This window comes from Deinococcus aestuarii, from assembly GCF_018863415.1.
Lineage (GTDB): Bacteria > Deinococcota > Deinococci > Deinococcales > Deinococcaceae > Deinococcus > Deinococcus aestuarii.
Map to the genome: position 1 here is coordinate 503,377 of NZ_JAHKSN010000001.1, position 19,645 is coordinate 523,021.

Consider the following 19,645-nt stretch of genomic DNA (forward strand, 5'->3'; position numbering starts at 1 on the left):
GCGTGGCGGGCGCCGACGAGCCGAACGCCAGGGGTGGGCCGCCGATGGGCAGGAGGCACGGTCGACAGCCGTCCCTCTCCCCCGTCAACGCGGCTTCAGGTCGAAATCCCACTCGAAGGAGCGCCCCCAAGGCAGGGTCGCGTCGTCCAGGGTGTAGGTCAGGCCCACCCGCAGCGGGAAGTAGTCCCGGGCGAGTTCGAGGAGCTTGGCCTGCCCGGCGGGCGTGTTCAATTCCGCCTCGGGGACCGCCTTGCGCAACTGCGCGCGCACCTCGGCGCTGTAGATCACGTCGTTGGCGAACTCGCGGGCGAGCAGGGCGTCTTGCCGGACGGGATCGGCCCCCTCCAGCGCGAGGCGGGCGTGGGCGAGGGCCGTGCCGAGGTTGTTGCCCGGCGTGCCCCACGCGGCCAGGGAACGCAGGTTCGCGTGCTGGCGCAGGGTGGCGAGGTCCGACCACAACCGCGTATTGCCCAGGTTGACCTGCGCCACGTCCGCCACGGCGACCGGACCGCGCCGCAGAAGGGAGCTCACCCGCACGGCGGCCCGGCGCGGGTCCCCGCCGTTGTACACGTAGAGGGTGAGGTCGGCGGGTCCCTCGGTCACGACCCGGAAGCTGCTCGCCCGCGCGTGGTTCTCCGCGCTCCGGGTGAGGGGGATGCCCTCGTAGCGGATGACCTGCTGTGCCTTCGCCGGGTCGCTGTACTCGACGCGGACGGTCTTCTCGGTGGGCGCGAGGGCGCGCGCGGCCAGCATGGCGAGCACCTCGTCGGCGCCGGGGTAGACGAGGACGCCTTCCGGGGCGTCCTGGGCGATGGCCGCGCCCTCGGCGGGGGAGGGGCTGCCGGGCAGGGCGTCGTCCCAGGTCACGTGCAGTTCCCTGAACACGCCCTGCCGCGCCCACTCGACCATCTGCCGCACGACCGCGAGGTTGCGCTCCCGGTTCGTCGCGTCGGGCTCGCGCGGCAGGGTGATGAAGGCGTAGATGGGCTGGCCCGTCCGCACGCCCCACGCCCGCACGGGTTCGAGGCGGGCGAGGGCCTCCTCGGCACTCAGCGGGCTCGTGCGCGATTGCACCAGGCCGCCGTAGGCGAAGGCGTCGAGCGCGACGATCAGCGGCTCGCCCTGGGGCTGGGCGCCGAGCCACGCCGTCAGGGCCGCCGGGTCCGCTCCCCGCCCCGCGCTCCCGAGGAGGTCGGCCCCCGGCACCTGCACGCTGCGGCCTCCCACCTCCGCGATCAATGCGGGCAGCACCCGCGTCGCCGGGCGCGAGTCGAGGGGCACGAGGGTCTGCGCGCCCGCGTGGACGGCGAGGAGGGCGGCGCACAGGGAGAGGACACGGCGGGTCATGCGCGAAGGCTAGAGGGCGAGCGTGAGGGACGGCGAAGGAAAGGGTGTGGGAACGGCCCCTCCCCCACCGGGGGTCCCCTTAGCGTGCAGTCGCGTTCACCTTCTGCGTCACCCGTAGCGTCAGGGCGAGGCGGGCGCCCTCCTCGAAGGGCAGGGTCAGGCGCAACGCCTGCTCGGTGGTGGCGTTGGTGCCCGCCTGCAAGCCGTCGGGGCGGTAGGTGCTGCGGCCCGTGACGCTCAGGCGGTTCATTGCCAGCTCGAACGACTGCCCCTCCACGGTGGAGCGCACGGTGCCGGGCTGGGCCAGCCGCGTTGTCACGTCGAAGGTGAAGTTGCCCTCCGCATCACGTCCCCGGTAGGTCGTCGTATTTTCGAGCGTCACGCTGCCCGCCACCCCCAACCTGGCCCCCTGCGGCAGCAGGCCGCTCAACGAGCCGAGAAGCTGCGCGAAGTCGAGCTTGAGGCGCTGTGTCCGCGCCCGCCCGACCGTCAGCGGTTGCCCGTAGAGGTTCTGGATGCCCTGACCGGCGAGGTCCTGCGTCTGTTGAGACTGCAACACCTTTTCGAACACGGCGCGGAGCTGGGGAGTCCCGCTCACCTCGTCCAGCGCCACCCGCGTCCTGCCGCCGGGCACCGTGATCTGTCGAAAGACGAGGCGCTGGGTCGTGCCGTCGGGCAAGGGGAGGCTCTGCGTAGACCGCACGACCACGCTGCCGTCGTTCAGGCGCGGCAGCACCCGCAGCGACTGGGTGACGTTCACCCGCTGGGTCCCCGCCGCCCCCAACTGCTGCCTGAGCTGAGCCCGCGCCTGTTCGAAGCTCTGCCGCACTTGCGCCGAGACCGCCCGGCCCGGCGCGGGTTCCAGCCGCACGTCCACGAGTTCGGTGCGGCTCTCCACCGTGGAGACGTAGTTCAGCGTCACACCCGGCTTCGGGTTCAGGGTGAGCACGTCCTGCGCGAAGGCGGCAGAAGAGAGCGCCAGGGTGGCGCCCAGCACGGCGGCGGTCCTCATGGGCCGAGCCTAGCACTCCCCTTCTGTGGGGCCTTCGTTGGGAAACGGGAGGGGGCGGCCCCCTACGCGCTCGCCCCGTTCCTGGCCCGCCCGTTTCCCTTGCCCGCCCGCAGGATGTCCCTGACCCCCGGCACCCGCATGATCGCCTCGCGCACGGCCTCCAGGTCGGCGTTTCCGTCCACCGCGAGCCGCAGGTGGATGTGGGCGGTGCTGTCGGCGCTGACGCCCGCCTCGATCTTCATGGGGCTGCGCTTTTCATTCGCCAGCACGCCCAGCACGTCGGCGAGGAGCCCGGCGCGGTCGGAGGCCACCACGTCGAGGTCCACGATGGTGCTGCCCGGCGTGCCCGCGTCCCAGCTCGCGGCGATGCAGCGTTCGGGCTCGTCCTTGAGCAGCCGGATCATGTTGGGGCAGTCGATGCGGTGGACGCTGACGCCGCGCCCGCGCGTCAGGTAGCCCATAATCTGATCGCCCCGGATCGGATTGCAGCACTGCGCGAGCTTGGTGGTGGTCGAAAAGCCCTCGACGTACACGCCGCCCGGCTCGGCGGCTTTCGGCGGGGGGGGCCCGCGCCGCTCGGTGGCCGCCTGCTCCTGCGCGAGGCTGGGCGCCAGGACACGCCCCACCGCCCCCGGCGTGAGTTTCCCCGCGTGCAGCGCGAGGTACAGGTCGTCCGGATTGCGGGTGCCCACCAGACGGCTCGTCACGTCCTCCAGCAGCTTGGTCCGCATAAGCTGGCGCACCGGGAGCTGGCGCTTGCGCAGGTACCGCTCCAGCAGGTCATGGCCGTGTTGCAGCGCCTCGGCGCGTTCCTGCTGGCGGAAGTGGTGCCTGATCTTGGCGCGGGCGCTCCTCGTGACTGTGAAGTTCAGCCAGTCCTTGCTGGGGTGGCCGTTCTTGCTCGTCACGATCTCCACCATGTCGCCGTTGCCGAGTTTGTGGCTCAGAGGCACGATGCTCCCGTTCACCCGCGCCCCCACGGTCGTCTCGCCGATCCGGGTGTGAATGTGGTAGGCGAAGTCCACCGGCGTGCTGCCCGCCGGCAATGAGATCGCCAGGCCCTTGGGCGTGAAGACCCGCACCCGCTGGGAGAGGATGTCGGTCTTCACCGCGTCGAGGTAGTCGGAAGCGTCGTTGATCTCGTTCTGGAGTTCGCGCAGTTGGGCGATCCAGTTCTCGCGGTCGCGCTGGGCGAGCGTGCTCCCCTGCTTGTACATCCAGTGCGCCGCGACCCCGTACTCCGCGATCTCGTGCATCCGCAGGCTGCGAATCTGCACCTCGATGGGCTGCCCGCTCTGGCTGATCACGGTGGTGTGCAGGCTCTGGTAGCCGTTGGGCTTCGGGACCGCGATGTAGTCCTTGAAGCGGCCCGGCAGCGGCGTCCACATCGAGTGCACGATGGAGACGGTGTGGTAGCAGATGCGTTTCTCGCGCGTCTCCTCGGCCCGCTCGCGGCGTTTCTCGTCGGTGCCGGGGGGGACGGTGAGTTCGCGCGGCGTCAGGATCACCCGGATGGCGAGGAGGTCGAAGATCTGCTCCAGCGCCTTGCCCTCCTTCTGCATCTTGTTGTGGATGCTCCAGAGGTGCTTGCTGCGCCCCGCGATGTCGATGTCGCTGACCCACTCGGGAAGTTCGAGGTCGTCTTCGAGCGCCTCGCGCAGTTGCCCCACCGCCTGCTCGATCAGGGCCTGGCGCTCGTCCTGGCGGGTGCGCAGCCGGGTCTGGAGGTACTCGTAGGCGTCGGGCTGGAGGTACTGGAAGCTGAGGTCTTCGAGCTCCCACTTGATCTGCCCGATGCCGAGGCGGTGCGCGAGCGGCGCGAAGATCTCCATCGTCTCGCGGGCGATCCGCACCTGCTTTTCCGGCTTCATGCTGCCGAGGGTCCGCATGTTGTGCAGCCGGTCGGCGAGCTTGACCACGATGATGCGGATGTCGCCCGTCATGGCGATCAGCATCTGGCGCAGATTCTCGGCCTGCACGTCGCGGCCCGCGTCGCTGACCTGGGCGGCCTGGCTCCCCTGCTTGGAGAGCTTGCTGACCTTGGTCTCGCCCTCCACGATCCGGCGCACGTCCGGCCCGAAGCGGCGCTCGATCTCCTCGAAGGTCACGCCCTCCACGTCCTCCACCGTGTCGTGGAGGAGCCCGGCGAGGAGGCTGTCGGTGTCCATGCCGAGCCCCGCCAGGATCACGGCGACGGCGACGGGGTGGGTGATGTACGGCTCGCCGCTCTTGCGCCTCACGCCCGCGTGGGCGTCCCGCGCAAACTCGTAGGCCCGCTCGACGCGCTCGCGCTCCCCCGCCGGTCGGTCGGCGATGAGGGGGCGCAGTTCCTCCATGCCGTGTTCGGAGACGGGTTCGGACGGGCCGGGCACGCGGGCCAGCATAGCGCGGGCGCAGACGCGGGCGGCGGCCCTGTGTCACCAACCGGGAGCCAAAAAAACACCCACCCGGAGGTGAGCGGGAGAGTGAGCTCGGCAGGCGAGGCCCGTCAGCGCCGTTCGCGGACGCGGACGGGAATGGGCACCGGCTGGGGTTGGGGCGAGCCCTGGAGGGTCTCCCGGAGCCAGTCGATGAATTCACGCAGGCCCTTCATGGAGACAGTGTAGGGACGCGAACATGGGGCAGATGCGCCCAATCTTACGTTGGCTTCACCCTCGGGCCCACAGTCCGGGACAAAGGTCCGGGGACAATGGGGGGTGACACAATGCCCGCCATGCCCCTGAACGTCATCCTCGACGGTGACCCCGGCCACGACGACGCCGTGAACATCCTCCTCGCGCTGACGAGCCCGGAGCTGCGCGTGCTGGGGCTGACCACCGTCTTCGGCAACGTCTCTCTTCCCCGCACCACCCGCAACACGCTCGTCGTGCGCGAACTCGCCCGCGCGGACGTGCCGGTGTACCGGGGCGCCGACCGTCCCCTCGTCGCCGAGGCCATCAGCGCCGAACTCGTGCACGGGGAGAGTGGGCTGGGCGGCCCCCACCTGCCCACCCCGAGCCGGGACGTGGCACCGGGGCACGCCGCCCAGTTCATCATCCGCGCCGTTCGTGAGCGGCCCGGTGACGTGACCCTGGTGCCGACCGGCCCGCTGACGAATGTCGCCCTGGCCCTGCGCCTCGCGCCGGACATCGCGCCCCTGATCCGGCAGATCGTCTGGATGGGCGGCTCGACCGACGTGGGGAACTGGACGCCCGCCGCCGAATTCAACGCCCTGGCCGACCCGGAGGCCGCCCACATCGTCTTCACCTCCGGCGTGCCCCTCACCATGATCGGCCTGAACGCCTCACACCAGGCCATCGCCCACCCGGCGCGGGTGGCGGCCTTCCGGGAGCTGGGCACCGAGGTCGGCGAGTTCGTGGCCGTGCTGCTCGAATTCTTTGCCGAACACCACCGTGAGCGTTACGGCTGGGACGGCGGCGCCCTCCACGACCCGCTGACGGTGGCGTGGCTGCTGCGTCCCGAGCTGTTCAGGACGCGCCCCATGCACGTCGAGATCGACCTGACGGGCGGCCCCAGCCGGGGGCGAACGGTGGCGGACGTGTGGGGCGTGACGGGCCGGGCGCCCAACGCCGAGGTGATGACGGAGGTGGACGCGGACGGGTTTTTCGGGCTGCTGGCGGAGCGGGTGGAGCAGTATTGATGGCCGGGCGTTGCCGCGTTCGCCCTCAGTGAGCCGAGGCGTTCATCTGGCCGAAAACGGCGTCGTAATTGCCGTCCACCTCAGCAAACCGCAACGGCTTCACCCGCTCGACCAGAATCTCAGCCGCGTTCGGCGAGGTCTCCAGGAGGTCCATGACCTCTTCGATGAACTCCCCCAGCGGCATGGCGCCCGGGTCGCTGGCCTGCCCCGGACCCATCAACTCCGTCTGCACGTAGGGCGGGACAAGTTCAATGACCTGCACCGACGTATCCCGGAGCTGGTGGCGCAGCGACTGGGTGTAGGAGTGGATGGCTGCCTTCGTCGCGCTGTAGGTCGGAGTCGCGGCCAGGGGCAGGAACGCCAGGCCGGACGACACCGTGAGGATCGCCGCGCGTGGCTGGCTCGTCAACAGGGGCAGCAACGCCGCCGTGAGGCGAATCGGGCCGAGCAGGTTTGTCGCCACGGTCGCCTCGGCGTCTTCCAGGGCCCCGCTCCGCACCGACTCGGCGCGCATGATGCCCGCGTTGTGGATGACCACGTTCAGAGCCGGGTACTCGGCCTGGAGCCGCTGAGCAAAGCCGCGAATCGCCTCCGGGTCCTCGATGTCGAGGACGGCGGATTTCATTCCCGGATTCGCGGCCGTCACCTCATCGAGTACGCCCTGACGGCGCCCCGCGATGACGACCTGATTGCCGCGGGCGTGAAAGGCCTCGGCGAGCGCGCGGCCTATGCCCGAGCCCCCGCCAGTGATCAGGATGGTGTTGCCGTTCATCTGCATGGTCTTCCTCCTGATTCGGAGGATAGGCCCCACACTTACCAAAGGGAAGTAGGCACCCAAAAGTTCTATACTTACCCGAAGGAGAGTGAGGCGATGAGGAGCTTGACGCGGGAAGGCACGGCCCCTCCTCGGCAGACCGACCCCGAGCTGGACGCGCTCGTGCGCGAGATTATCGGGCGGGTCGCCGACAAGTGGACGATGCTTGTTCTGGAGGCCCTGGAGGAACACGGGCGGCTGCGCTTCACCCGCCTGGGCGAGCTGGTCGGGGGCATCAGCCAGAAGATGCTGACCAAGACGGTGCGGCAGATGGAAGCGGACGGCTTGGTGGTTCGCACCGTGTTTCCGGTCATCCCACCACGGGTGGAGTACGAGCTGACCGACATGGGCCGCAGCCTGAGCGCCGCCTTCTGCGGGGTCTGGGTGTGGGCCGAGGAGCACCGCGAGGCGATCATGGAGGCGCGGCGGGCGTTCCAGGGACTTGAGGCGGAGTCCTAACCGACCGAGTGACCATCCAAAGAAAAGAGACAGGCGGCGTCCATCACGCCGCCCGCCCCTCCTCCAAGCCTCAGTCGGCGAAGCGCTTCATCACGTCCCGGCTGATCACCAGCCGCTGCACCTCGTCCGTCCCTTCCCCGATGCGGGTCAGGCGGTTGTCCCGCCAGTAGCGCTCCACCGGGTACTCCTTGATGTAGCCGTAGCCGCCGAGCATCTGGATCGCCTCGTCGCAGGCGTGGACGCCGACCGTGGTGGCGTACAGCTTGGCGCGGGCGACCGCCGTCGTGAAGTTTTGCCCCGCGTCCTTGAGGTCGGCGGCCTTGCGGATCAGCAGCCGGGCGGCCTCAAGCTGGGTGTCCATGTCGGCCAGCCGGAAGGCGATGGCCTGGTTGTGGGCGATGGCCTTGCCGAACTGCTCGCGCCCCAGCGTGTAGCGCGCGGCGAACTCGAAGGCGGCGCGGCCCAGCCCCAGCCCCATCGCGGCGATGCCGACCCGCCCGCCGTCGAGCACCCGCATCACGTCCTTGAAGGCGTTCCCGCGCTCACCCAGCAGCGCGTCAGCGGGGAGGTGGATGTCCTCGAAGATCAGTTGCGCCGTGTCGCTGCTCCGCAGGCCGAGCTTGTCCTCCTTGCGCCCGATGGAAAAGCCCGTCACCTCGTCGCGGTTGAAGACGAAGGCGCTGATGCCATCGTTCTTGCCCTTGCCGGGCCGCGCGGCGTCGGTACGCGCCAGGATCACGTAGGTCCCCCCCACGCTGCCCTGGGTGATGAAGTTCTTGGAGCCGTTCAGAATCCACGAGCCGTCCGGCTGCTCCACCGCCCGCGTCTGGAGGCCGCCGCTGTCGGAGCCGCTGGCGGGTTCGGTCAGGCCCCACGCGCCGAGCTTCTTCGCGGAGGCGAGGTCTGGAATGAACTTCCGCTTCTGCGTGTCCGTCCCCGCGATCAGGATGTGGCCCTGGCACAGCGAGTTGTGCGAGGCGACGGTGAGGCACAGCGAGCCGTCCACCGCCGCGATCTCCTCGATGATCATGGCGAAGGTGGCCGTGTCCAGCCCCGAGCCGCCGTACTCCTCGGGCGTCTGCGCGCCCATGATGCCCATCTCGCCCAGGTCACGGACGATCTCGAAGGGGAACTCGCCCGTCTGGTCGCGCTCGGCGGCCCCGGGCTCCACCCGGTCCTTCAGGAAGCTCCTCAGGGCCGAGACGATGGTGCGCTGGTCGTCGTTCAGGGGCGAGACGTTGGGGTTGGCGGGGCGGTCGAGGGTGCTGGTCATGGGTGAAACCTCCGGGAAGGAGAACGAGGGGCTTTTTTGCTCCTCCCCCCTGGTGGGGGAGGCTGGGAGGGGGGACATAAGCGACCTGCGGCGCGGCTGGAGGGTGAGACAGGACATCTCGTCGGCGGTGGAGGTGGTCACACGCCCCCCCTCCCCGGCCCTCCCCCACGAGGAGGGAGGGAGAACGGCGCCTACACCTGAAACACGCCCACTTTGAACTCTTCTTGCACCGGGTTCTGCGCGCAGGCTTCCAGAGCACGGATCAGGCGCTCACGGGTGTCGTTGGGTGGGATGATCTCGTCCACCCACAACCGGGCGGCGGCGTAGCGGGGGTCGAGTTCGGTGTCGTACTTGGCCTTGACCTCGTGGTAGAGGGCCTGCAACTCCTCGTCGTCGGGCTCATGGCCGCCTCTTTTCAGGGCGGCGAGCTGGATGTCGAGGAGCGTCTTGGCCGCCGCGTTGCCGCTCATCACGGCGTACTTGGCGCTGGGCCACGCGAAGAGGAAGCGGGGCGAGTACGCCTTGCCGTTCATCGCGTAGTTCCCGGCGCCGAACGAGCCGCCCGTGATCACGGTGATCTTGGGGACGACGCTGTTGCTCACCGCGTTCACGAGCTTCGCGCCCCGGCGGATGATGCCCTCCTGTTCACTGTCGCGGCCCACCAGGAAGCCGGTCACGTCGGAGAGGAACACCAGCGGCACGCCCGCCTGGTTCGCGTCGAGGATGAAGCGCGCGGCCTTGTCGGCGGAGTCGCCGTAGATCACGCCGCCGACCTCGATGCGGGTGCGCAGGCCCGGCTCGCCGCCGCTCTTGAGCTTCTTCTTGATCACCATGCGCTGGTTCGCCACGAAGCCCACCGGGTAGCCGCCCACCCGCGCGAAGCCGCACACGATGGTCTCACCGTACTCGGCCTTGAACTCGTGGAACTCACCGCCGTCCGTGAGGGCCGTGATGAGGTCGCGCACGTCGTAGGTCTTGGAACCGTCGAAGCCGACGAGTCCGGTGAGGTCGCGCTCGGGGGCGGCCCGCACCTCGGCCCGGCGCCTGGCCCACAGGGCGACCTCTCCCCGGGCGTACAGGTCGGCGAGCGAGCGCACCCGCGCGAGGGCCGCGTCGTCGTCCGGCTCGCGGTAGTCCACCGTTCCGGCGATCCCGGCGTGCATGGCCGCGCCGCCCAGCTCCTCGGAGTCCACGACCTGCCCGATGGCCGCCTTCACGAGCGCGGGACCGGCGAGGTACAGGCCCGAGCCCTCGGTCATGATCAGGGTGTCGCACATGACGGGGAGGTAGGCACCCCCCGCCACGCAGTTGCCCATGATCGCAGCGATCTGGGGGACGCCCCTCGCGCTCATCCGCGCGTTGAGGTAGAAGACGCGCCCGAAGTCGTCCTGGTCGGGGAAAATTTCGTCCTGCATGGGCAGGTACACGCCCGCCGAGTCCACGAGGTACACGACGGGAAGGTGGTTTTCGAGGGCGATGGTCTGCGCGCGAATGACCTTTTTGGCGGTGATGGGAAAGAACGCCCCCGCCTTCACCGTCGCGTCGTTGGCGACGATCATCCACGGGCGGCCTTGAATCCGGCCGATGCCCGTCACGGTGCCGCCGCTCGGGCAGCCGCCCACCTCCTCGTACATGCCCCACCCGGCGAAGGTCATCAGCTCGTCGAACACGGTGCCCTCGTCCACCAGCCGGGCGATGCGCTCGCGGGCGGTCAGGCGGCTCTTCTCGTGCTGGCGTTGCTGAGCCCGGGGACCTCCACCCGCGCGCACCCGGGCCTGGTCGGCGGCGAGGCGGGCGAGGGCGTCCGTCCACGCGGAGGCGACGGGAACCTGAACGGGGGGATCGGAGGAGGTCATCTGTGCGAGCAGTCTAACAAGCGTTCGTTAGTTGTGGGAGGGGTGGAGGACACCCACCGTGCGGGCCGCTCACCGGGCGCCTTCCCGAGGAGCGGGGAACGGGCGCGGCGGGGTCCCCAGCCTGAGGGCGTCGGCAGGGAACCGTCGCCCACACGCAGGGCGAGCCTGGCTCCTCATCCTGAGAACGCCAGGCCGGACCTCCCCGAGCTTTTGTGGGCGCGAACACTCTTGAGGTCGGCGGGAAAAGGTTCTTGTGATGACCACCCTTCTACAAGAGAGGTATGACGAGCGCACCTGGAAAGACCCGTCCCCGACCGCGAGGGATGGACGGGCGTTGGACGTGGCGCCGCCGTGGCCGTTCCCCTGGGGCGGCGGGCGGCACAGGACGGCAGCACCTTGACCGCACGGCGCGGGGGGGACGCCCATGACGGCGGAGGTGTCCTCACCCGTCGCGCACGTCCTTCGGCTGCTGACCCGTCGCCGGACAGCGGGAGAGTACCTGCCCAGTTCGACCTTCGGCACCACCTTTGCCCAGCGGCGGGCGGCGGGGTTCACGGGGCTGTTTGAGCTGGACCTGCCCGGGGGCGCCCGGGGGTGGCTGCTGCTGCACCACGGCCGCCTGGTGCACGCCGTGTACGGCACTTTCCCGCCTGTGGAGGCGGCGGAGACCCTGCTGCGCGCCGCGCGGCACGCCACGGTCCACGCCTTCACGCTGGGGGCCGAGCAGGCTGCGCTCGCCCTGGCCTCGGTGGACGGGCGGGCCGTGGCGCTGGCCCAGCCGCTTCCCGCGCACGAGCCCGCGCTGCTGTCGGACCTCACCGTTCGGGGCTTCGAGGGCGTGGTGCTGCTGGAACGCGGGGCGACGCACCACCACATCTGGCATCTGCGCGGCGGCGCGCCTCTCCAGGCTCCCCTGCCCGACAGCACGGCGGGGTACCGCAAGACGGTGATCGCCTGGACCCCGCGCGAGCTGCCCGCACTGCTGTACGCCGACGAGCGCCCCGCCCCGCCCGCCCTGCCCGTGGAGGACGCCCCGCCTCCCCCCTCTGTGACGGCCGAGGAGTTGTGGCAGGCGTTCGAGCGCGAGCTGCATGAGGAACTCGACGAACGGGCCCCGAGGCTGCTCGCCCTGGTGCGCGACCAGCACGCCACCACCGAGCCCGGCGAGCTGCGGCGGGTGCTGGCCGGGCATCTGCGGCGCGTCGCGGGTGCCCCGCGGCAAGACCACTCCGCTCCCCTCACCCACGGCCTCACCCACGGCGCCCCGCGCCCGGAGAGCGAATGAACGACTTGATGCCCCTGACCCCGGGTCAGCACCTGCTGATCCTCAACGCCCTGAACCTCACCACCGCCCTGATGGGCGGCGCGGCGCTGCTGTTCGTCCTGCTGCGCTCGCAGGTGGCGAGCGCCTACCGCCTCGCGCTGAGCCTGATGGCGGCCGCCGTCGGGATGGCGTGCTACCACTACTGGCAGCTCCTGGGCGGCTGGAAGGCGGCCTACGCCCTTCAGGGCGGCGCGTACGTCCCCACCGGCCAGCCCTTCGCCGACGCCTTCCGCTACGCCGACTGGCTGGGCACGGTGCCCCTGATCCTGGCCGCGCTGATGCTGGTGCTCGACATCGGGCGGCGCAAGAGTGCCAGCCTGGTGGCGCGGCTCGCCGTCGCGGCCGTCGTGATGATCGGGCTGGGGTACGTCGGCGAGGTGCAGCGCGAGAACCTCGGCCTGCGGGCCCTGTGGGGCGCGGCGTCGTGCGTGCCCTTCGCGTACATCCTGTTCGTGCTGTGGAGCGAGCTGCGCGGCGTGCTGAGCTTCGAGACCCCGCGCGTGCGCGAGCTGTTCACCCGGCTGCGCGTCTTGCTGGTCGCCTCGTGGAGCCTGCACCCCCTGGTGTACGCCCTCCCGCTGCTGGGCCTCACGGGGGCGCCCGCCTTCGCGCTCGGGCAGGTCGGGCACTCGGTCGCCGACATCTGCGCCAAGGTGTTCTACGGCCTGATGATCTACGCCGTCGCCCGCGAGAAGACCCTCAGCGAGGAGATGCTGCTGGGCCTGGAAGCCCCGCGCGAGGCCGTGCGCTCGTAGGCTGGGAGGACGGCCACCGACCGCTCCGCGAGCCTGGGATAGCCCCCGCCGCCCCAGGCTCGCCCTTGCCGTCGGCCCGCGCCGCAGGCACCATAATGCCGCCATGACACAGGTCACCGGCTGGCCGGACGGCCCACGCGGACACGGCGTGCTGGGCAACCTCCCCGAGCTGCGGCGCGACGCGCTGGGGTTCTTGCGCCACAGCCGCGCCGCCTACGGGGACGTGTTCCGCCTGCGCTTCGGCCCGCGCGACGTGCTCGTGGTGGCGCAACCGGGAGCGGCGCGCGAGGTCCTCGTGACTCGGGCGGGCAGCTTCCGCAAGGGACGCGGCATCCAGAAGATGCAGGACTTCCTGGGAAACGGGCTGCTGACCGCCGAGGGCGAGGTCTGGCGCTCGCACCGCCGCCTGATGCAGCCCGCCTTCCACCACGCGGCGCTGGAGGGGATGGCAACGGAGATCGCGCAGGCGACCCGGCCCCTGCTCGCCCGTCTGGAGGCGGCCTCGCAGTCGGGGGACGAGGTGGACGTGGCCTCCGAGATGCTGCACGTCACCCTGCGGGCGGTGGCGGCGGTGCTGTTCGGGGCGGCGCTAGAGGAGCGCGACCTGCGGGTGGTCGAGCGCGAGCTGCCCCCCCTGCTGACCCGCACGACGAACCGGGTGCGGTCGGTGGTGGACTGGGAACTTCCCACCCCCTCCCTCTGGCGCGAGCGGGCGGCGGCGCGGGCCCTCGACGGGATCGTTCACCGCATCATCCGCGAGCGTCGGGCCTCGGGCTCGGAGGGAGGCGATCTGCTGGGAATGCTGCTCGCCGCGCGGGATGAGGAGGGAGGGGGCGGCCTGAGCGACGCCGAGCTGCGCGACGAGGTGATGACCCTCTTCCTGGCCGGGCACGAGACCACCGCCACGCTGCTGACCTTCCTGTTTCTGGAGTTGTCCCGCCACCCGGGGGTCCGCGGGCGGGTGCAGGCCGAGGTGCGGGAGGTCCTGGGGGACCGGACACCGACGGCGGGCGACGCGCGGAACCTTCCCCTGCTCAACGCCTGCATCCAGGAAACGCTGCGGCTGTACCCGCCCGCGTGGCTCGTCCCCCGTCAGGCCACCGAACCCGTCACGGTGGCGGGCGTCCCCCTGCCCGAGGGGACCAACGTCAGCGTCAACATCTTCCTGCTGCAACGGAACGCGCGGTACTGGGATCAGCCCGACGCCTTCCGGCCCCAGCGGTGGCTGGGCGGGGGGCGCACGCCGGAGGCTTTCATGCCCTTCGGGGCGGGCGCGCGGATGTGCATCGGCAACCACCTCGCCCTGATGGAGGCCGCGATCATCGCCGCGCTCGTGCTGCGCGACTTCACGCTGGACGTGCCGGGCGGCGGGCCGACGGGGCTGGTGGCGGGCGTGACGCTCAAGCCGGACGGGACGGTGCAGGCGCGGGTGCGGGCAGCCTCAGCGGCTGGGCGGTAGCCTCCCCTCCACCCGCGCGGCCCGGCCGAGCTGCCCGTTCAGCCACCACAGGGCGACACCGAACGCGAGCACGCCGAACCCACTCAGGACGAGAAAAACTGTCGCCACCTCCTCGGGAAAGGGTGAATCTGCACCGAATCCCATGAACAGCGCCCCGAACAGGCAGGCCACCATCCCGAGGCCCGACAGCGGGGCGAAAACGCGGCGGAGCAGACGCGACATGGGCGTAAGTCAACGCTCCAGCGCCCTTTCCAACCTCGGCGGCAAGGCGGGCGCTTCGGGAAAGACGACCCAGCCGGGCCAGAAGTACGGTCTATGCGTGCGCGTCTGGCCGTAGGGCGGCCCGGCGGGAAGCCAGGGAGTCAGCTTGCGGTGTTCGCCCGGCGTGAAGACGGCGGCGGAGGCCCGCATCCCGGGCCGCACCCGTTCGGTCAGATGCACCACCAGCAGCGGCTCGCTGGCGCGGAAGCCCAGGGGGCGCGGTCTCCCCCGCCCGTCCTGAAAGCAGCGGGTGACGCTGGCGCTCACGCCGTCCACCACGAAGTCGTCCGGCAACTCGGCCCGGTCGGGAATCAGCCCGGGCGTTCTGGCCCAGAAGCTCTGGGTGGCAGAGGGGCCGGAAAAGCCGCTGCCGTGGCTCAGAAAGGAATCTGCCTGGAGTCCCCGGCAGTCCACCCGCACGGCGGGAAAGAAGGCGAACAGCAGGACCCCCGCGCCCAGCAGAAAGGGAGCGGCAGGACTGGCCCGCAGCGGGGAGCCGGGCGTCTTCGCCAGCCGCCGCGTCAACCCACCGAGCAGAAGAAAGGCGACTAGACCCACCACCAGCACCACGAGCAGCCCGCCCACACCGAGAGGCAACGGGTTATAGGACCATCCCGGCCAGAAGCAGCCCACCTCCCAGCAGCCACAGCATCCCGGCGGCGAGTAGCAGCAGCGCCAGCAATCGCACGAAGCCCCCCAGCCCCCGGCCCCCGCCCACTCCGGCGGCCAGCGCGAGGGCCGCGCCCAGCACGGCGACAGCCACGGCCCACCCCGGCAGCCCGAACAGCAGCCATCCCAGCAGGTAACCCAGCGGGAGGGCGAGGAGGGTCAGCAGGGGGGCACGGCTCATCCCGGGCAGGATAGGCAACGGAACAGCCGGACGCCCCCGCAGATGCGCCCGGCCCGCCCCCTCTCCTACTCCCGAATCTCCGCCCCCGTCTTCGCGTGCAGTTCGCCCAACGTCACGCCGGGGGCGAGTTCGACCAGCCTCAGCCCATCGGCGGTGACATCCAGCACGCCGAGGTCGGTGATGATGCGGTCCACCACGCCTTTGCCCGTCAGCGGCAGGGTGCATTCACGCAGAATCTTGTGCGCGTCGCCCTTTGCCACGTGCTCCATCAGCACCACGACGCGCTGCACGCCCGCCACGAGGTCCATCGCCCCGCCCATGCCCTTGACCATCTTGCCAGGGATCATCCAGTTCGCCAGGTCGCCCGTTTCACTGACCTGCATCGCCCCCAGGATGGCGAGGTTAACGTGCCCGCCCCGGATCATCGCGAAGCTGTCGGCGCTGGAGAAAAAGCTCGCCCCCGGCAGCGCCGTCACCGTCTGCTTGCCCGCGTTGATCAGGTCGGGGTCCACCTCGTCCTCGGTGGGGAAGGGGCCGATGCCCAGCAGGCCGTTCTCGGACTGGAGCCACACGCTCACCCCTTCCGGGATGTGGTTGGCGACCAGCGTCGGCAGGCCGATGCCCAGGTTCACGTAGTAGCCGTCTTGCAACTCCTGCGCGGCGCGGCGGGCCATCTCGTCTCTCGTCCAGGGCATGTCAGACCTCCTCTCCCGTCGCGGCGGGTGTCGCCGGGGCCTCGACCTTCCTCACCGTCCGCTGCTCGATGCGCTTCTCGGGCGTGGCGTTCAACACCACCCGCTGCACGAAGATGCCGGGGGTATCAATCTCGTCCGGGTCGAGTTCGCCGACTTCCACGATCTCCTCGACCTCGGCGACGGTGACTTTCCCGCAGGTGGCCGCCATCGGGTTGAAGTTGCGCGCCGTCTTGCGGTAGACGAGGTTGCCCGCCCGGTCAGCCTTCCACGCCTTGACGAGCGCGAGGTCGGCGACGATGCCCCGCTCCAGGATGTACGTCTCGCCGTCGAACTCCTTGTGCTCCTTGCCCTCGGCGACGAGGGTTCCCACGCCCGTCTTCGTGTAGAAGCCGGGAATCCCGGCGCCGCCCGCGCGCATCCGCTCGGCGAGGGTGCCCTGCGGGGTGAATTCGAGTTCCAGCTCACCGCTGAGGTACTGGCGCTCGAACTCCTTGTTCTCGCCGACGTAGGAGGAGATCATCTTCCGGATCTGGCGGGTCTGGAGAAGCAGGCCCAGCCCGAAGTCGTCCACGCCCGCGTTGTTGCTGACGGCGGTGAGGTCCTTCGCGCCGCTGTCGCGCAGGGCGAGGATGAGCCCTTCGGGGATGCCACATAGCCCGAAGCCGCCCACGGCGACCGTCTGGCCGTCTCTCACCACGTCCTGCAACGCCTGCGCGGCGTTCTCGTACACCTTGTTCATCGAGCCTCCACTGTAGAGCCGCCGACCGGCAACGTTTTCAGAAAGTCCTCCAGGTGGGCGCGGAAGGCCCCCGGGTCCTCCTGCGGGAAGCCGTGCCCGCGCCCGCCCAGGATAATCGCCTCCCGGCCCAGCGCCGCCGCCAGCGCCCGCACCATCTCGGGGGTGACGAGGGTGTCGAGGTCCCCGCCGATCACGAGGACGGACAGCCCGCCGAGCCGCGCGGGGTCCACGCTCCAGGCCGCGAGGGCGCGGGCGTTCCCGGCGTAGTGCGTGCCCGCCATCCGCCCGCCGTCCTCGACCAGCCGCGCGAAGTTGGCGGGCCGGGCGGAGGGAAAGAGCGCACCCAGGCTGACCTCGCGCAGGGCCGCGTTCGTCCGCAGGAGGTCGAGCACCGGGTAATTCTCCTCGGGCGTGACAAGCCCGGAGAGGGGCGCGCTCGCGGCGAGGATCAGGCCGGAGAGGGCTCCCGGATCGCGGGCGGCGAACTCCAGCGCGACCGCCCCGCCCAGGCTGTGCCCCAGCAGCACGGGCCGGGTGACGCCCTGATCCCGCAGCCAGGTGCCGAGCCAGTCCGCGTACGCCCCGATACTGACCTCTCCCTCATGCCCGGTCCCGGCGAACCCCGGCAGGTCGGGGGCGAGGACGCGCCAGCCCGCCGGGGGGTGGGCGACGAGATCGTCCCACCATGCCGCCGACGCGAAATTGCCGTGCAGGGCGACGAGGACCCGTTCAGGCATGGGGCACGTCCCCGGTGCCGAGGGGCTCGGGCGGGAGCGGCACGAGGGGCAGGGTGTCTTCCAGCAGGCCGCGCAGCAGGGGCGCGAAGGGCGCCGTGTCCGCCACGCAGCCCAGGTGCCCGTGCGCCGAGTCGAACTCCAGGTGGGTGTGGGGCACGCCCGCCGCCCGACTCGCCTCGGCGAAGGTCCGCATCTCGGCCGAGGGGAAGAACAGGTCGCCCCGGATGTTCACCGTCAGGAGCCGCAACCCCGCGTTCCGCCAGCGGGCGAAGAGGTCGGGGCGCGGCGCCACCTCGTTCAGGTCATGCGTCTCCACCACCCGCGCGATGTCGAGGATGTGCGCGAGGCTCGCCGTGCCCGCCCGCGTTCTCAGGTACGCCTCGAAGTCGGCCTCCCGGAAGGTGCGCTCCAGCGCCTCCGCCCCCAGCCCGAAGAGCGAGATCAGCCGCAGCGCCCCGGTAAGCCCCCCGGGGGCGGCCACGTCGCGCAGCAGCGGCCCGAAGGCCCCGCGCAGCACCGGCCCCGCGCACGGGCTGGTGCCGACGGCGGCCACCCGCGGGGCGAGGTCCGGCGACCGGGCCGCCCACTGGAGGGCCTGCATTCCCCCGAAGCTGGGGCCGACGACGGCGTGCCACCTCTGGGCGCCCAGGTGCCGCAGCAGCGCGAGTTGCAGGGCGTGGAGGTCGGCGAAGGTCCAGGCGGGGAAACGCTCCGCCCACGGGCCTCCCTCCGGGTGCGCGGTATCCGGCCCGGTGGTCACCACCCGGGGGTCGTGGACCTGCACGTTGGACAGGGTGTTCATCGCCACCACAAAAAAGCGGTCGGTGTCCACCGCGCGGCCCGGTCCGATCAGGGAGTCCCACCAGCCGGGCACCCCGTCCGCGTCCACGCCCGCCGCCTGGGACGTGCCCGTGTAGTAGTGGCACACCAAGACGGCGTTGTCGCGCGCCGCACCCAGCCGTCCCCAGGTCTGCACGCCCAGCCGCACGGGCACGCGCTCGCCGCCGAGCGGAGCCGTCACCTCCAGCGTGAACGCCCCCGGCGGTGCCCCGCCCGCCTGGCCCTCTTCGTCTTGTCGCATTACCGAAGAGGGTAGGAGGGGGGCGTTACGGGGCGGTCACAGGGCAGGGTGGGCCCGGGGTGTAACAGACGAGTAATGTCTCTCCCCTACACTCCGAGGCGAACATGAAAAAGATGCTTCTGACGGGCGTTTTGCTCGCGCTCTCCAGCGCGGGCGCGGTGAAGGTGGGCGTGCTGCTTCCCCTCTCGGGAGCGAGCAGCGTCTCCGGTCAGGCGGCCAGGAACGGCTACCTCCTGGCGCTGGACGAGATCAACAAAGCGGGCGGCGTGCTCGGCAAGCCCCTGGAGCTGGAGTTCGCCGACGACGGCTCCTCCCCCGCCAAGGCCGTGCCCGAGTTCGTCAAGCTCGTGACCGTGGACAGGGTGGACTTCATGGCGGGCGGCGTGAGCAGCGCCACGAGCATCGCCATCAGCGGCCCGGCCAAGCAGTACAACACCTTTATGGCCTGGATCGGCGCGGCGGCGGTGCCCGTCGAGGACGCCTTCGCCGACCACCGGTACTTCTTCCACTACCACCCCTGGTCGTACTACAACTTCGAGGCGATCCTGGGGTACTTCAACACCCTCAAGACCCAGAAAAAGGCGCGCAACATCGCCATCGCCTACGAGGACGGTCCCTTCGGCAGCGCGGGGATAGGCGACACGGTGGCGGCCTTCAAGAAGGCGGGCTTCAACGTCGTGATGACCGAGAAGTTCAAGACGGGCAGCGGCAACTTCGGGCCGCTGATCAGCAAGGCGAAGGCCGCCAGGCCGGACATCTTCTACTGGGTGGGCTACGACACCGACGCCCTGCCGCTCGCCACCGAGATCAAGCAGCAGAACCTGCAAGTCGGGCTGGTCTACGGCACGCCGCCCTCGTGGCCGGTGGGCTTCGAGAAAAACCAGCTTGCCGACAACATCGCGGGCCTGAGCCTGTGGCTTCCCTCCAGCCCGCAGGCCGAGAGCCGCAAGTTCGTCGCCGCCTACCGCAAGAAGTTCGGCAACGTGACCGAGGAATACTTCGCGCCCCTCGCCTACGTGAACCTCAAGACGCTCGCCGCCGCGATCAATCAGGCGGGGGGCACCGACAAGGACAAGGTGGCCGCCGCCCTCGCGGGGACGAACACGCCCACGCCCTTCGGCCCGCTGACTTTCTCGAAGAGCAACAAAACCCAGTACCAGGGCTTCAAGGCCGGAAACTGGCTGCACTTCCAGTTCCAGGGGGAGGGCCGCGTGCCGGTCTATCCCATCAAGTTCGCGCAGAAGCCGATGGTGTGGAACAAGTAAACCCTCAGCGGTCAGCCGTCAGCCATCAGCCCGAGAAGGCCCACGCCTCCGCCCCCTAAGTTTTTGCTGATCGCTGAA

19 protein-coding genes are annotated in these 19,645 nt (G+C 70.5%); 6 read left to right on the forward strand and 13 right to left on the reverse strand.

Annotated elements, in window-relative coordinates; all coding sequences use genetic code 11:
* Positions 1–84: 84 nt before the first annotated feature.
* The 3 genes from IC605_RS02450 to IC605_RS02460 form a co-directional block, all read right to left on the reverse strand.
* Positions 85–1,347, reverse strand: coding sequence for a DUF4127 family protein (locus IC605_RS02450; RefSeq protein ID WP_216318375.1), 1,263 nt, complete (start codon positions 1,345–1,347; stop codon positions 85–87).
* 79 nt (positions 1,348–1,426) lie between these two features.
* Positions 1,427–2,359, reverse strand: a complete 933-nt coding sequence (locus IC605_RS02455) for a hypothetical protein (protein ID WP_216318378.1) — start codon at positions 2,357–2,359, stop codon at positions 1,427–1,429.
* Between the two features lie 62 nt (positions 2,360–2,421).
* Positions 2,422–4,695 (reverse strand): RelA/SpoT family protein, encoded by a 2,274-nt coding sequence (locus tag IC605_RS02460; protein ID WP_216318822.1) that lies wholly within the window; start codon positions 4,693–4,695, stop codon positions 2,422–2,424.
* Between the two features lie 377 nt (positions 4,696–5,072).
* On the opposite strand from IC605_RS02460, the gene IC605_RS02465 reads away from it, so the two are divergent.
* The gene (locus IC605_RS02465; protein WP_425514206.1) at positions 5,073–5,999 is read left to right on the forward strand and encodes a nucleoside hydrolase; all 927 of its coding nucleotides are present in this window, start codon (positions 5,073–5,075) and stop codon (positions 5,997–5,999) included.
* Positions 6,000–6,024: 25 nt separating this feature from the next.
* Here IC605_RS02465 and IC605_RS02470 read toward each other — a convergent pair whose 3' ends face one another.
* Positions 6,025–6,777, reverse strand: coding sequence for an SDR family oxidoreductase (locus IC605_RS02470; RefSeq protein WP_216318384.1), 753 nt, complete (start codon positions 6,775–6,777; stop codon positions 6,025–6,027).
* 93 nt (positions 6,778–6,870) lie between these two features.
* Between IC605_RS02470 and IC605_RS02475 the strand changes: the two genes are divergently transcribed.
* Entirely contained in the window at positions 6,871–7,272 is a 402-nt protein-coding gene (locus IC605_RS02475; RefSeq protein WP_216318387.1) for a winged helix-turn-helix transcriptional regulator, read from the forward strand.
* 70 nt (positions 7,273–7,342) lie between these two features.
* Here the strand turns inward: IC605_RS02475 and IC605_RS02480 are convergent, their stop codons facing one another.
* Complete coding sequence (locus IC605_RS02480; RefSeq protein WP_216318390.1) at positions 7,343–8,545, reverse strand: acyl-CoA dehydrogenase family protein; 1,203 nt, start codon at positions 8,543–8,545, stop codon at positions 7,343–7,345.
* A 191-nt stretch (positions 8,546–8,736) separates the two neighbouring features.
* Positions 8,737–10,401: an acyl-CoA carboxylase subunit beta gene (locus tag IC605_RS02485; RefSeq protein ID WP_216318394.1), complete on the reverse strand. Its 1,665-nt coding sequence runs from the start codon at positions 10,399–10,401 to the stop codon at positions 8,737–8,739.
* Between the two features lie 424 nt (positions 10,402–10,825).
* Here IC605_RS02485 and IC605_RS02490 point away from each other — a divergent pair, with 424 nt between their 5' ends.
* The 3 genes from IC605_RS02490 to IC605_RS02500 all read left to right on the forward strand — a co-directional run bounded on the left by IC605_RS02490 (position 10,826) and on the right by IC605_RS02500 (position 13,939).
* On the forward strand, positions 10,826–11,686 hold the full coding sequence (locus IC605_RS02490) for a hypothetical protein (protein ID WP_216318397.1): 861 nt from the start codon (positions 10,826–10,828) through the stop codon (positions 11,684–11,686).
* Positions 11,683–12,480: a bacteriorhodopsin gene (locus IC605_RS02495; protein ID WP_216318400.1), complete on the forward strand. Its 798-nt coding sequence runs from the start codon at positions 11,683–11,685 to the stop codon at positions 12,478–12,480. Before IC605_RS02490 ends, IC605_RS02495 begins: the two co-directional genes overlap by 4 nt.
* Positions 12,481–12,583: 103 nt before the next feature.
* Positions 12,584–13,939: a cytochrome P450 gene (locus IC605_RS02500; protein WP_216318403.1), complete on the forward strand. Its 1,356-nt coding sequence runs from the start codon at positions 12,584–12,586 to the stop codon at positions 13,937–13,939.
* Here the strand turns inward: IC605_RS02500 and IC605_RS02505 are convergent.
* The 7 genes from IC605_RS02505 to IC605_RS02535 all read right to left on the reverse strand — a co-directional run bounded on the left by IC605_RS02505 (position 13,922) and on the right by IC605_RS02535 (position 18,302).
* Positions 13,922–14,161 (reverse strand): hypothetical protein, encoded by a 240-nt coding sequence (locus tag IC605_RS02505; RefSeq protein ID WP_216318406.1) that lies wholly within the window; start codon positions 14,159–14,161, stop codon positions 13,922–13,924. The two genes, IC605_RS02500 and IC605_RS02505, sit on opposite strands and share 18 nt — an antisense overlap.
* Positions 14,162–14,170: 9 nt before the next feature.
* Positions 14,171–14,785 carry a hypothetical protein gene (locus tag IC605_RS02510; RefSeq protein ID WP_216318409.1) on the reverse strand — a complete coding sequence of 205 codons (615 nt, stop codon included), beginning with the start codon at positions 14,783–14,785 and terminating at the stop codon, positions 14,171–14,173.
* Between the two features lie 16 nt (positions 14,786–14,801).
* Positions 14,802–15,050 (reverse strand): hypothetical protein, encoded by a 249-nt coding sequence (locus tag IC605_RS02515; protein ID WP_216318412.1) that lies wholly within the window; start codon positions 15,048–15,050, stop codon positions 14,802–14,804.
* 65 nt (positions 15,051–15,115) lie between these two features.
* Positions 15,116–15,745: a CoA transferase subunit B gene (locus IC605_RS02520; protein ID WP_216318414.1), complete on the reverse strand. Its 630-nt coding sequence runs from the start codon at positions 15,743–15,745 to the stop codon at positions 15,116–15,118.
* A 1-nt stretch (position 15,746) separates the two neighbouring features.
* On the reverse strand, positions 15,747–16,484 hold the full coding sequence (locus IC605_RS02525) for a CoA transferase subunit A (protein WP_216318417.1): 738 nt from the start codon (positions 16,482–16,484) through the stop codon (positions 15,747–15,749).
* Positions 16,481–17,221, reverse strand: a complete 741-nt coding sequence (locus tag IC605_RS02530; RefSeq protein WP_216318421.1) for an alpha/beta fold hydrolase — start codon at positions 17,219–17,221, stop codon at positions 16,481–16,483. The genes IC605_RS02525 and IC605_RS02530 overlap by 4 nt, the downstream gene beginning before the upstream one ends.
* Complete coding sequence (locus IC605_RS02535; protein ID WP_216318424.1) at positions 17,214–18,302, reverse strand: alpha/beta fold hydrolase; 1,089 nt, start codon at positions 18,300–18,302, stop codon at positions 17,214–17,216. Before IC605_RS02535 ends, IC605_RS02530 begins: the two co-directional genes overlap by 8 nt.
* A gap of 104 nt (positions 18,303–18,406) precedes the next feature.
* On the opposite strand from IC605_RS02535, the gene IC605_RS02540 reads away from it, so the two are divergent.
* A complete protein-coding gene (locus IC605_RS02540) occupies positions 18,407–19,567 on the forward strand; it encodes an ABC transporter substrate-binding protein (RefSeq protein WP_216318427.1) in 1,161 nt (386 codons plus the stop codon).
* Positions 19,568–19,645: the final 78 nt, after the last annotated feature.